This is a genomic window from Haladaptatus salinisoli (assembly GCF_020614375.1).
Taxonomy (GTDB): domain Archaea; phylum Halobacteriota; class Halobacteria; order Halobacteriales; family Haladaptataceae; genus Haladaptatus; species Haladaptatus salinisoli.
The window spans coordinates 2,392,459-2,404,413 of the sequence record NZ_CP085327.1 but is presented as its reverse complement, the minus strand read 5'-3'; the positions used below and the strand labels follow the sequence as shown (position 1 = coordinate 2,404,413).

At 66.9% G+C, this 11,955-nt stretch carries 12 protein-coding genes; 6 read left to right on the top strand and 6 right to left on the bottom strand.

Features of this window, described 5'->3' with window-relative positions:
• Positions 1-17 precede the first annotated feature (17 nt).
• Positions 18-176, bottom strand: a complete 159-nt coding sequence (locus LIX00_RS13130) for a hypothetical protein (protein WP_227353639.1) — start codon at positions 174-176, stop codon at positions 18-20.
• Positions 177-394: 218 nt separating this feature from the next.
• On the opposite strand from LIX00_RS13130, the gene LIX00_RS13125 reads away from it, so the two are divergent.
• Complete coding sequence (locus tag LIX00_RS13125) at positions 395-1,984, top strand: outer membrane protein assembly factor BamB family protein (RefSeq protein ID WP_227353638.1); 1,590 nt, start codon at positions 395-397, stop codon at positions 1,982-1,984.
• 61 nt (positions 1,985-2,045) lie between these two features.
• Positions 2,046-3,341, top strand: coding sequence for a tRNA pseudouridine(54/55) synthase Pus10 (locus tag LIX00_RS13120; RefSeq protein ID WP_227353637.1), 1,296 nt, complete (start codon positions 2,046-2,048; stop codon positions 3,339-3,341).
• A gap of 31 nt (positions 3,342-3,372) precedes the next feature.
• On the opposite strand, the gene LIX00_RS13115 is transcribed toward LIX00_RS13120, so the two are convergent.
• A complete protein-coding gene (locus LIX00_RS13115) occupies positions 3,373-3,936 on the bottom strand; it encodes a YciE/YciF ferroxidase family protein (RefSeq protein WP_227353636.1) in 564 nt (187 codons plus the stop codon).
• Between the two features lie 124 nt (positions 3,937-4,060).
• A complete protein-coding gene (locus tag LIX00_RS13110; protein ID WP_227353635.1) occupies positions 4,061-4,387 on the bottom strand; it encodes a DUF5789 family protein in 327 nt (108 codons plus the stop codon).
• Positions 4,388-4,612: 225 nt separating this feature from the next.
• Here LIX00_RS13110 and LIX00_RS13105 point away from each other — a divergent pair, with 225 nt between their 5' ends.
• Positions 4,613-5,590: a WD40/YVTN/BNR-like repeat-containing protein gene (locus LIX00_RS13105; protein ID WP_227353634.1), complete on the top strand. Its 978-nt coding sequence runs from the start codon at positions 4,613-4,615 to the stop codon at positions 5,588-5,590.
• Positions 5,591-5,671: 81 nt separating this feature from the next.
• Here the strand turns inward: LIX00_RS13105 and LIX00_RS13100 are convergent, their stop codons facing one another.
• A complete protein-coding gene (locus tag LIX00_RS13100) occupies positions 5,672-6,328 on the bottom strand; it encodes a helix-hairpin-helix domain-containing protein (RefSeq protein WP_227353633.1) in 657 nt (218 codons plus the stop codon).
• Positions 6,329-6,368: 40 nt separating this feature from the next.
• On the opposite strand from LIX00_RS13100, the gene rnhB reads away from it, so the two are divergent.
• From rnhB to LIX00_RS13085, 3 genes are all read left to right on the top strand, one after another.
• On the top strand, positions 6,369-7,034 hold the full coding sequence (rnhB, locus tag LIX00_RS13095) for a ribonuclease HII (protein ID WP_438267047.1): 666 nt from the start codon (positions 6,369-6,371) through the stop codon (positions 7,032-7,034).
• 491 nt (positions 7,035-7,525) lie between these two features.
• A complete protein-coding gene (locus tag LIX00_RS13090) occupies positions 7,526-8,581 on the top strand; it encodes an inorganic phosphate transporter (RefSeq protein ID WP_227353631.1) in 1,056 nt (351 codons plus the stop codon).
• Between the two features lie 214 nt (positions 8,582-8,795).
• Complete coding sequence (locus LIX00_RS13085) at positions 8,796-9,521, top strand: alpha/beta fold hydrolase (protein ID WP_227353630.1); 726 nt, start codon at positions 8,796-8,798, stop codon at positions 9,519-9,521.
• A 419-nt stretch (positions 9,522-9,940) separates the two neighbouring features.
• On the opposite strand, the gene LIX00_RS13080 is transcribed toward LIX00_RS13085, so the two are convergent.
• Together LIX00_RS13080 and LIX00_RS13075 are read right to left on the bottom strand one after the other, a co-directional pair.
• A complete protein-coding gene (locus tag LIX00_RS13080; RefSeq protein ID WP_227353629.1) occupies positions 9,941-11,134 on the bottom strand; it encodes a carboxylate--amine ligase in 1,194 nt (397 codons plus the stop codon).
• The gene (locus LIX00_RS13075; RefSeq protein WP_227353628.1) at positions 11,131-11,703 is read right to left on the bottom strand and encodes a low molecular weight protein-tyrosine-phosphatase; all 573 of its coding nucleotides are present in this window, start codon (positions 11,701-11,703) and stop codon (positions 11,131-11,133) included. The genes LIX00_RS13080 and LIX00_RS13075 overlap by 4 nt, the downstream gene beginning before the upstream one ends.
• Positions 11,704-11,955 lie beyond the last annotated feature (252 nt).

Here is an 11,955-nt window from a genome sequence, read left to right as displayed (position 1 = left end):
GTCAACGACCTCCGATTTCAGCGTTCGGGACGGTAGCCCGCGGGCAGGACCTGCTTAACTCGGTAGCGGTAGCGTTCGTCCGCAATTTTCGCCCGATTCGCTCGATGTTCCGCGGCGACCGCTTCCTGTCGCGGTTCGCCGGTCGAGCGTTCGTCGGCGTCGCCGCCGATTCCCACCGCTCCGACGAACGTTCGCCTCCGGACACAGTCGGTTTATCTAACACTTAACGCGGCCGTCGACGAGGGTGCAACGTTTCCGCGACCGATTAACGACCGGATAGTAACGTTATAAATTCAACTATCGTGAATCGCGTCAGTCGTCGAATTCGAAATCGTCGCTGGCGCGCCCGACGAACCACCATGACTACGACACCGAACGATTGGAGCGGAACGAAATGAATCGCAAGCGAGCGCGCGTCGGGGTGTTCTTGGCCCTGCTCGTCGTCGTCTCGTCCGTGTCGTTCCTCGCGGTGACGGCACAACGGTCCCCCGCGACGGCGAGCGACGACTGGACCAGCCACCGCGCCGACGAGGGGCGCACCGGGTCGACGACGGACTCCGGCCCGACCCCGTACGCGACCGAGGACTGGAACGCGAGCTTCGACGCCCGCGCCGAGGCGGGTCCCGTCGTCGCCAACGGGACGGCGTACGCGGCGGTAACGACCGACGCCGACCTGCCCGCGACCGGCCGCGTCGTCGCCTACGACGCGGAGAGCGGCGAGAAGCGCTGGACGACCGGGAAGGTCGGTGCCGCGACCGGGTCGCCCGCCGTGAGCAGTGACACGGTGTACGTCTCGACGCGCGGCACCAACGCAGACGGATACGAGAACTACGGCGGTCTGTACGCGCTCGACGCCGACACGGGCGACGTCAAGTGGCGCGTCGAGGACGCCCCGAGGGGGAGCCCCGTCGTCGCGGACGGCGTCGTCTACGTCGGTTCGACGGCTTACGACGCCGAAACCGGCGAGAAACTCTGGCACGGTACCGGCGCGATAATCGGCGTCGTCGGCGACACGGCGTACGCGCAGAACGGTTCCGCCGTCACGGCGAGGGACGCGGACGACGGGACGGTCCAGTGGAGCGCCCCGATACCGACGACGGCGGACGCTTCGGCGGTCGAGGGCGCGGTCACGAGCGAGCGCGTCTTCCTCACCGTCGAAACCGCGAACGACACGCGGTCGATCTACGCGCTCTCGGCGGACGACGGGAGCGTCGACTGGAAGCGTTCCGTCCCGGGAGCGGGCGACGACGAAGACCTGCTCTCCGCGCCGGCGGTGAAAGACGGGTCGGTGTACGTCACCGCGCGAGGCGATACGGGAACGGTCTACGCGCTCGACGCCGACACGGGCGACGAGCGGTGGACGTACGAGACCCCGGCGGCGCACCCGTCGGCGCCCGCGGTGGGTAACGACACGGTCTACGTCGGCGGTCAGTTCTTCAGCAAACTGGAGGACGTCGGCGACGTCGTCCGGCCGGCGGTGCCCGCCGTCTACGCCCTCGACGCGACCGACGGCGAGGAGCGGTGGAACTACTCGATTCGGGAAGCCGGGCACCTCGTCGCGTACACCCCCGTCGTCGCAGACGGGAAGGCGTACGTGACCGTTCGCGAGTGGAACGGAATCTACTCCGACGAGAGTCGGTTGTACGCGCTCGAATCGAGCGACGAGAAGCCGCCGCGCGACCATCAGGTCGCCGAAGACGAGCCGGACGACCCGCGAGTGACCATCGAGACCTCCCCGAAGGACGCCGAGAACCGCACCCTCCGGCGGAACCAAACCGTCGTCCTGCGAGCGAACGCGACGACGGCCGAGAACGACGGTATCGTCCGGTACGAGTGGGACGTGGACGGCGACGGCGAGTTCGAGCGGAGCGGACGGCGGATTACGGTCGCCGCCGACTTCTGCGGCGATCGAACCGTCACCGTGCGCGTCGTGGACGACGACAGGCTCACCGCCGAGGGCTCGGTGACGCTGACCCGCGGCTGACGGCGCACCTTTTTTCGACCGAATCGGAAACCGGTTTACCGCCCGACTCCCACGGACGGATATGGACGTACTTTCCGCGGCGCGACGGGTCGTCGAGGAGGACCCCGTTTGCGACGCCTGCCTCGGTCGCCAGTTCGCCGACCGGAGCTTCGGGCTGACGAACGCCGAACGGGGTCGCGCGCTCCGAATCGCGGTCGCGCTCGAAGACGACGAGGACTTCGAGGAACCGGACGAGGAGTGCTGGGTCTGCGAAGGGTTCACCGACGAGTTCGAGGCGTACGCCGAGCGGGTCGCCGACGCCCTCTCCGGAATCGACTTCGAGACGTACCAGGTCGGGACGCGCACCCCGCCGCTCGTCGAGGAGAACGAGGCGCTCCTCCGCGAGTTGTCCGAACTCCCCGAGGACGCGGGCGAACGCTTCAAATCGGAGTTCAACCGCGAGGTCGGCAAGCGCGTCGGGCGGCTCACCGGCACCGAGGTCGACTTCGAGCGCCCGGACGTGCTCGCGCTCCTGAACCTCGAACGGGGGGACGTGGACGTGCAGATCAATCCGGCGTTCGTCTTCGGTCGCTACCGGAAACTGGAGCGCGACATCCCGCAGACGAAGTGGCCCTGCCGGGAGTGCGGCGGCTCCGGCAAACAACTCGCCGAGGGCGGCGGCGAGGAACCCTGCGATTACTGCGGGGGCAGCGGCTATCTCTACGACGAGAGCGTCGAACAGCTCACCGCGCCGCCCGTGCTCGACGCGATGGACGGCGAGGAGGCCATCTTCCACGGCGCGGGCCGAGAGGACGTGGACGCCCTGATGCTCGGAACCGGTCGCCCGTTCGTCATCGAGGTGAAAGAGCCCAGACGGCGCACCCCCGACGCCGCCGCTCTCGAGCGGGAGATCAACGAATTCGCGGGCGGAGCGGTCGAAGTTGAAGACCTCCGCCTCGCCACCCACGAGATGGTCGAGCGCGTGAAGGAACTCGACGCGAGCAAGGTCTACCGGGCGCAGGTCGAGTTCGACGAACCCGTCGAGGAGGCCGACCTCGCCGCCGCGATCGAGGAACTCGACGGCGCGACCGTCGAACAGTTCACGCCGAACCGGGTCGACCACCGGCGGGCGAGTCGCACCCGCGTCCGGGAGGTGTACGACGTCGACGGCCGCCTCGAAGACCCGACCCACGCAGAGGTCGATATCCACGGCGCGGGCGGCCTCTACATCAAGGAACTCGTCAGCGGCGACGAGGGACGAACGGAGCCGAGTCTGGCCGGCGCGCTCGGCGTCGGAGCCGAGGTGACCGCGCTCGACGTCGTCGCGGTGGAAGGCGAGGACGAGGCGTTCGACCGCCCCGAGTACCTGCTGGAGTGACCGACGCGCCGCCTCCGCTACGCTCTCGAAATCAGACTATCGGGTCTTCGTCGCCCAGGTCGCCCAGTATCGACTCCATCTGCTCGCCGGTCGACAGGTCTTCGAGGGTCGACAGCGCGTCCCGCTCCTCGTCTAGATTCTCCTCCAGCGGGTCGGTCGCGTCGCCCGCGAGGTCGAGGGCGTCGGCCAGTTGGAGCAGGTTCTCGTACCCTTTTATCTCCAACTGCTCCACCTTCGCCGCCGCGTCGAGGTAGAACGGGTTCCGGAGCGCGTCGTTCAGGATGATGTGGTCGAACTGCTCGACCTCCCGGAGGAGTCCGTCGAGCGCCGCAACCTCGCGCTCCCTGGTATCCGGTTGGAACGGGAGCGTCTCGAAGACGTCGTCGAGTCGGTCGACCTGCGATTCGGTCTCCGTCGCGTGTTCAGCGAAGGCGTCGCTGACCGACTCGATGAACTCGGTCGGCGTCGTGTCGTCCAGCGAGTCGACCATCGCGTTGTCCGCCAGCGCCGGCAGTTCGTCGACGAGTCGCGTCTCGACGTAGTACATCCCCCGCAGTTCGTGTACGAACAGGTCGTACAGCGTTTCGATGTTCACGTTTCCCCACCGTATCTTCGCTCACTGCCAACATCAATAACCGTTCCGTCCGACCGTCTGTCCGGTTCGAGCGGGTATGCGGGCCGACCCCTTTCGGGTCGCCTCCCCCCCGGACGCCGCCGCCTCAGAAGGAGACCATCGGGTTGCGGTCTTCGCCCATCACCGGCGGGTCGCGGTCGCTGTACCGGGGTCGCCCGACGGCGCTCCGCTGAACCCCGTTGAGGACTGCGAGTTGGAGGTCGTCCACGTTCGAGTACGTCTCCTTGCCGGAGGTGGTGAGGATGCTCCCCAAGCTCTCCGCGCCGCCGCCGGGGTACTCGACCACCACGTCGCTGTACTGCTCGATTATCTCGTCGGTCGTCGCCGGGAGTTCGTCGCCGTCGAACAGGTCGTAGATGCGGTTCATCGAAAGCGAGCGAAGTTTTCCGGTCGTGTCTGGTTTGGATCTCATCGTACACTCACTCGTCGTCGACGCGGATAGGCGTTCGGGCTGAACGGGACGGTGAAACGGCGGAGGCGGTCGTTTCAGAGCCCGCGGCGCGCTCGAACGTCGTTGTCGCCAGCCTCGGAAGGATTCCGGCTCCGAGGTCGGTTCTCGGGACGGGCGATGAAATGACGCCATGGCGAACAGTCAGGCTTCGAAACCGATAAGGTGCGAGCCGAGCGAACGGCGTTCATGCTCTTCGCAGGGAGCGACGACGGCGTCTACAGGATTGACGGCGTCCGCGAGCGGGGGGAAACGACGGCCGAAAAGGTTCTCGACGCCGAGCGGGTGTTTCGCATCCGCCAGTTCGACGCGCTGGAAGGGCTGTTCGCGACCTCGAAGTCGGGGCTGTACCACTCGTCCGACGGGAGCGAGTGGACCGCCCTCCCGCTCCCGGAGGAGCGGGCGTACGCGGTCGCCGCCGACCCGTCGGGCGACGTGCTGTACGCCGGAACGCGACCCGCCCGGCTGTTCGTCGCCGAGTGCGACCCGGCAGTCCCGTCCGGCGCGCGGGACTGGGAGGAGGTCCCCGGGTTTCGGGAGTTACGGGGGCGAGTCGACTGGGGCCTCCCCCGCCACGACGGCCTGGCCCAGATTCGGAGCCTCCGGACGCACCGGGAAGCGCCCGATCGGATCGTCGCCGGCGTCGAGGTGGGCGGTATCCACGTCAGCGACGACCGCGGGGGGACGTGGACGAGCAGACGTATCGATGGGTTCGACGCGCCCCACACGGACGACGTCCATCACGTCGCGATGGAGGACGGCGAGACCGTGGTCGCCTCGACCGGCAGCGGACTGTACCGCTCGGCCGACGCGGGTCGAACGTGGAAACGGCTGGACGGGGATCACCGCCAGCGGTACTTCCGCGAGGCGTTCGTCCACGACGGCAGCATCTACGCCGGCGGCGCATCCGGCTCCTCCTCGTCCTGGGAAGCGGGCGACCACGCGCTGTTCGAGTGCCACGACGGGCGATCCCTCGAAGCGGTGTCGTCGCCGACCCCGGACGAGGTGGCCGTCGGGTGGTGCGCGGTCGACGACGACGTGCTGGCAGCGACCCACCGCGGGACGCTGCTTCGACGCCGACCCGAGGGTTGGCGCGCGGTCGGAGCCGTTCCGACCCCCGGGAGCGTCCGGGGGCGGTACCTCCCGCTGTCGTGGTACGCGCCATGACCGCCCCGAGAATCGCCGAAGACGCGTTGGATCACGGCGCGCCGTTCCGACCGCCGTGGAGCGAGACGGGAGCGCCCCGCCTCACTCCACGGACGAATCGGCGGACTCGTGTATCGTCTCCCGAATCGTGCGCGCCCGCTTCTCGCCGACGCCCTCGACCGCGAGCAGTTCCTCGTGCGACGCCGCCGCCAGCGCCGCAATCGTCGGGAACGCCTCGTAGAGCGCGTCCGCGGTTTCGGGGCCGATGCCGTCGATGCAGCCGTACATCCGCTTCGTCGTCGGCGTCGTTCGGCCGGTCACGGTCCCGGCGGGGAGCGGGCGCGCGCTCGGGTCGGTCGCGTGCTTGCGCCCGAGGCGCACCGCGACGTCGACGAGGCGTTCGAGGTCGGAGCAGGGGATGACGGGGGTGCCGAGCCGCGCGGTTATCGACGCCATCGATCCGTGGAAGACGGCGGGGCGGATTCCCAGTTCGGGGACGTCCGTCAGGTTCCCTTCGAGCAGGACGTACGCCTGCCGGTACCCCTCGACCATCCGCGCCGCCTGGTCTCGCAGGTCGACCCCCGTCTCGCCGAGGACGGAGCCGACGAAGTCCGAGAGCGTCTTGCGCTCGAAGGCGGTCTCGCCGATCACGATGTCTCCCGCGGCGAGGCGCGCGACTTCGAGGTCGGTCACGTCCGGGTGGTTCCGCAGTTCTCGCACGACCGACGCGGGTTCGCGGTCGTCGACGACGACGTGCATACCCCCACCTACGTCCCCCGGACGCGAATGAGTAACGACCATGTACCGCGGGTGCGTCGGAGAGAGCGTGTTCGGCGCAGACGAAGCGGGCAGGGGTCCGGTGCTGGGGTCGATGTTCGCCGCCGCGGTCGTAATCGAAGATCCGGCGGACCTCCCCGAGGGCATCGACGACTCGAAGAACCTCTCCCCGGAACGCCGCGAGGAACTCGCCGCGACGCTTCGCGGGGACGACGCCGTCGTCGTCGGAATCGCGGAGATACCGGCGACGCGCATCGACCACCCCGAGACGGACATGAACACCCTGACCGTCGCGGCCCACGCGGAGGCCATCTCGCGGGTCGCGCGGGACGGAATGCGCGGCGTCGTGGACGCCTGCGACACCAGCGAAGCCAGATTCGCTCGCCGGGTCGCGGAGCGCGTCGGAGCGACGGTCGACGTCGCGGCGGAGCACGGCGCGGACGAGACGCACGCCGTCGTCGGCGCGGCGAGCATCGTCGCCAAGGTCGAGCGGGACGCCCACGTCGCCCGCCTCGCCGAGGAGCACGGTTCGGTGGGGAGCGGCTACCCGAGCGACCCGACGACTCGGCAGTTCCTCCGCGAGTACGTCGAGGAACACGGCGACCTCCCGGACTGCGCCCGCGCCTCGTGGCAGACGAGCAGGGACGTGCTGGCGGCCCGCGAGCAGTCCGCGCTCGACCGGTTCTGATTTCGGGTCGTCGTCTCTCGTCGAACAGTCCGTATCGGTCGTTTTCGTCGGGCGCGCCGAATAGGAGGCGCGTACCTCTCGTCCCACGTCCGTCGGCCGACGAGTTCGCGGTACGGAGCGAACGCCGTCACCATCCGTCCGAAGGCTTCGCGCGGATACGGAACGGAGAGCGACCTACTCTCCGGTCGCCTCGGTCCGTTCTCCCGTCCTCCGCTCGCGAACGTTGTTCTCGCCCGTTCGGCATATTCCGTCGTTTTCGACGTCGTCGTTGCGGAACAGCCCTGCGAACGGAATCGCGGCTCCTCGGGGCGTCCGTCCGACCGACGCGAGCGTTTCGAGCGGAAGCCATCCGCAGAAAACGCGGTAGGGCGAGCCGGCAACGAGCGCAATGGAGGTCGGTGATCACATACTCTAAACATATTTCGATTAACTATAAACCTATTCCGAGCCTTTATGGTGTTATCTTCATAACTTATGCGTGTATAATAGGGATGAGCGCGTTGTTAGGTCTCGGTTTGCTCGTTTCGGTGTTTGCCGGAATCAACACCGGCGGTTCCTCGATCGGCGAATCGTTCGGACCGTCGGTCGGAAGCGGCGTCCTCTCGGTTCGAAAGGCCGCAGCACTGATGGCCGTGTGCGTCCTCGCGGGCGGATTCCTCGTCGGACGACACGTCGTCGAGACGCTCGGTCACGGGTTCGTCCCGCAACGGTATTTCACGCTGCCAGCGGCTATCGGCGTCCTCCTCTTCACGGGGTTCGGCATCCTCCTCGGCAATCTCAGAGAGGTGTCGGTGAGCACGAGCGAAACGGCGGTCGGTGCGGTCGCCGGAATGGGGGCCGCAATGGGAGTTCTCAACTGGGCGACGGTCGGGGTCGTCGTCACGTGGTGGTTGGTTTCACCGCTCGTCGCGTTCTGGGTGTCCGCGGTCATCGGCCGGTACTTCTTCCGACGAATCGAGAGGGCGCTCGACCTCGAACGCGACTCGCGTTCGACCGTGGGGAAGGTCCTCGTTATCGGTATCGCGTGTTACATGGGATTCTCGGCGGGCGCGTCGAACGTCGCCAACGCCATCGCTCCGTTGGTCGGTGCGGGCGTTCTGCCGATGAATCCGGGAATCGTTCTCGGCGCGGGGGCGATGGCCATCGGCGGATTTCTCATCGGACCGCGCACGATGACGACGGTCGGAGAGGATATCACGTCCCTCTCGTTAGAGGGGGCGCTCGTCGTGGAACTCATCGCGGCGACGATCATCACCCTGTTGAGTTGGGCGGGAATTCCGGCGAGTTTGGCGATTACGGCCATCACCTGCGTCATCGGCCTCGGGTGGGGACGCGCGACCAGACACGTCTCGATTCGGGAGGGGCTCGAACTCGATGAGCACGACGAGGACGAGGCCGTCCGAGCAGCGCCCGACGGATCCGGTCTCTACGACCCCGTCGTGACGCGCCGAGTCGTCGTGACGTGGATGTTGTCGCCGACGGTGGCCGCCGTCCTGTCGTTCGCCACCTTCAAACTGGCGATGTTCGCTAACTTGTTACGCGTGTGAAATCTACGAGCGAATCCGTCCCGTTGCTAGGTACACGCTCTGTAGTATACCACGCCGCTTCAGACGAGAACTGGTAGGTTAGAAGCAACCACGATGGATTCTGGGCGCGTATCGACCACTGAGCCCTCCAAAGACCGTTCAGTGTGGACGACCAACCGAGCCCCCCTCGCTTCGGGCGAATAACTATTGCGGTCGGATGCGAACGGATACCAAGATGGCGGGTGCTTCTCGATCGCTCGGTGAGGACGCCGAGTTCGCCTTCATCTACGGTGCTGGACTCCACACGTGGGTCTGGGAGGAACTCACCCCGCTGCTCGACGGCCCGACACTCACGCCAACGTTTCCGGCGCGGGACGCGGAGCAATCTGTTCGGAACGATCTCCGATTAAAAGATTACGTCGAACACATCTCCGACCAACTAATGGAGTGGGACGTCCCAGCTATCGTCATCGTCGCACATTCCATCGGGGGAGCGATCTGCCTTGACGTAGTGAACGAACTGTCCGATAAGGTGGTTGGGTTCGTCGGTCTCAGCGCCGCCGTCCCGCCACAGGGGCGATCGTTTCTCTCGTGTTTTTCACTTCGACAGCAATTCACCCAACGGGTTCTCATGCGCTTCGCTGGAACGAAACCGCCAGACGCAGTTATTCGACGGTCACTCTGTAACGGACTATCGGAGGCCCAGTCGGATCGTCTCGTGACGGAGTTCACCCCTGAATCACGACGATTGTACACTGATGAGGTCAAAGCGGGGGTTCCGAACGTTCCGGCTCGGTACATCAAAACGATGAACGACGAGGCGATTGCCCCGCCTCGACAAGATCGAATGATTGAGAACCTACAGACAGATGACGTCGTCACGGTCGATGCGTGGCATATGGCGATGCTGAGTCATCCCTCCGAGATAGCTACCGCACTCCGCGAGTTCGATTTACACTGAGCGAGACGGCTTGGCCCGCAATAATCGGTGTATCCGATTGTCGGCTTTCACTCGCCCGGAGAACTCGTTCCATAGGCACACCGGGTGATCGTACGTTTCGTCACCGAATGATAGAAACAAACGATTCGGTTTCGTTCAGTGCACCCTCGATAGTCAGTACAGCGCTCTCAACAACAGTTCGGCAGTGCGTTCAGTTGTTGAATACCGGGCCCATATCTTTCGCCCCACGTTCTGGCTGTTGAGTTCGTGGTGCAGCGGTAACGGTGATTTAGCGGTCGGTAGCGTGCCGACGGAGGCGGTGGAATTGGCGATGCTGCCGTCGCCCGGCGGTGTGGTTTGGCTGACCGAGTGTCGGTAGAGCCGCTCCCGAAACCGGTACCGACGGCAGCGGTCGTGAACGACCCGGCGCGAACTCGTCGCTACCGCCCGACCAGCGCCGAGACGGCGCGTCTCAGGGACGTCGGTTTTCCGGGAACCACCCCGTCGACGGCGTTCGCCACGTCGCGGACGAACGGTTTCGGGTCGTCGAGCGAGAGGTAATCGAAGTTCCGGTCCGTGAGGAGCGAGGCGAGCACCCGGCCCGTCGCGGCGGGTATCGAGGGACGCTCGACGTGGTCGTAGTCGTCCCGGAGGAGGCTGACGAGGTAGACGAGTTCGCCCCGGAGGATGTGACTCCCCACGCCCGTCGCGTAGTCCTCGTCCGGTTCGCGGACGCCCCGCGCGAGTTGGTAGTACCGGTAGGGGAAATCGACGCCCGCGTGGACGGCGAGTTGGAGCGACCCCCAGAATCGCGGGTTCACTTCGAGCAGTTTGAACTCGCCGTCGCGGGGGTCGCGCCGGAACTCCACCATCGCCGGGCCGTGCCAGTCGAGCGCCGACAGCAGGCGGAGGCCCTGTTCGCGGAGTCGGGGGTGCGCCACCGACTCGCGGAAGACGCTCGCGCCGCCGGAGTAGGTGTAACTCCTGATTCGGCGGTGCTGGAAGGTGACGACGGGATCGCCGCGGTCGAAGAGGGCGAAGAAGCCGTACTCCGACCCGTCCGGGATGCACTCCTGGACGATGGGTTCGTGACCCATCCGGTCTTCGAGGCGGTCGCGGTCGGGTTCGCCGGAGACGAATCGCACGCCGGGGTACGCGGTTCGGTTGTCCCCCACGAGCACGGTGTAGCGCGACTTGACGACCGCCTCGCGGCTCCAGTCGTCCCACTCCGATAGCAGTCGCGTCTCCGGCGCGGGGACGCCCGCCTCCCGCGCTCGCTCGAACAGTCGGCGGCGGTCGCGGGCCGACTCCATCGTTTCGAAGTCGGGCCACGGCGCGGCGACGTGCTCCGCGAACTCGTCGCGGTACTTCGAGAGGACGTAGCTCTCGGGTTCGCGGAGGGGGACGACGGTCTCCACGTCCGGGCGCTCCGCGAGCGCCAGCAGGCCGTCGCGGTAGCCGGCGACGTCGTCCGCGGGAGCGGGGAGGCGGGCGGTTTCCGCGACGTACTTCGAGGCGAACGTGGGCGAACCGGGAGACTCGGAGGCCGCGATTATCGGAATCCCGCGCCGACCGAGCGACCGCGCGCAGGCGAGGCTGCTGGCGGCCTCGATGGCGGGGACGACGACGCTCATCTCTCCTCCAGCGCGTCGACGAGGCCGTCCACCGAGTCGGTCACCTCGCCGTAGACGCGGCGGAACGTCGCTTCGTCGGCGCTGTAGGGGTCTTCGATCTCGAACCCGCCGTCGGCGGCGAACGACTTGAGGAAACACGCCTTGTCGAGTTCGTCGGGGAACTTCCCTTTCAGGTGCCGGTAGTTCCGCGCGTCCATGAGCAAGACGAGGTCGCTCTCGCGCAGGAGGTCGGCGTCGACGCACCGCGACCGGTGGTCGGTCAGGTCGACGCCGAGTTCGTCGGCGACCGACACCGCCGCGTCGGGACTCGACCGCCCTTCCTTCTCGATGAAGCCCGCAGACCGAACCGTCGCGCAGTCGCACTCCGCGGTCGACAGCCGCGCTTCGAAGTAGCGCTCGGCCAGCGGGCTGCGGCAGATGTTCCCCAGACAGAGGAAGGTCACTGTCGGTTCGGGCGGGAGCCGACGAACCGCGGCCCGAGCGTCCCGCGCGGGGGAGTCGGAGCGCAAACGGAGGCGCTCCATCTCCACGGCGAGCCGACGTCCGCCCTGTCGGAGGTGGTGTAGCATCGTCCGCGATTCGACGCGGGCGTTGTTATAGGCCGAGCATCGTTGTCGGAGTAAACGGGGCCTACGGCGCTCGTAGGGGGTGAGTACCGGCCACCGGAACCGCGGAGAGTTCGCCGAAGCGCTCGCTCCGCCTCTGCGGTGGTGTACCCGGCCCCGGAGAACGCCGACACGGACTGAAACGAAGCGACGTCCGGCGAGAGGCCGGTCATTCGGAGGGCGATCGACCCGATTCGGACGATGAGCAACGAGAGG

Bases quoted from the DNA above. Each gene is read 5' to 3' on its own strand.
- LIX00_RS13125 (WP_227353638.1), top strand. From the start codon at position 395: ATGAATCGCAAGCGAGCGCGCGTCGGGGTGTTCTTGGCCCTGCTCGTC.
- LIX00_RS13120 (WP_227353637.1), top strand. From the start codon at position 2,046: ATGGACGTACTTTCCGCGGCGCGACGGGTCGTCGAGGAGGACCCCGTT.
- LIX00_RS13110 (WP_227353635.1), bottom strand. From the start codon at position 4,387: ATGAGATCCAAACCAGACACGACCGGAAAACTTCGCTCGCTTTCGATG.
- LIX00_RS13105 (WP_227353634.1), top strand. From the start codon at position 4,613: ATGCTCTTCGCAGGGAGCGACGACGGCGTCTACAGGATTGACGGCGTC.
- LIX00_RS13100 (WP_227353633.1), bottom strand. From the start codon at position 6,328: ATGCACGTCGTCGTCGACGACCGCGAACCCGCGTCGGTCGTGCGAGAA.
- rnhB (WP_438267047.1), top strand. From the start codon at position 6,369: ATGTACCGCGGGTGCGTCGGAGAGAGCGTGTTCGGCGCAGACGAAGCG.
- LIX00_RS13090 (WP_227353631.1), top strand. From the start codon at position 7,526: ATGAGCGCGTTGTTAGGTCTCGGTTTGCTCGTTTCGGTGTTTGCCGGA.
- LIX00_RS13085 (WP_227353630.1), top strand. From the start codon at position 8,796: ATGGCGGGTGCTTCTCGATCGCTCGGTGAGGACGCCGAGTTCGCCTTC.
- LIX00_RS13080 (WP_227353629.1), bottom strand. From the start codon at position 11,134: ATGAGCGTCGTCGTCCCCGCCATCGAGGCCGCCAGCAGCCTCGCCTGC.
- LIX00_RS13075 (WP_227353628.1), bottom strand. From the start codon at position 11,703: ATGCTACACCACCTCCGACAGGGCGGACGTCGGCTCGCCGTGGAGATG.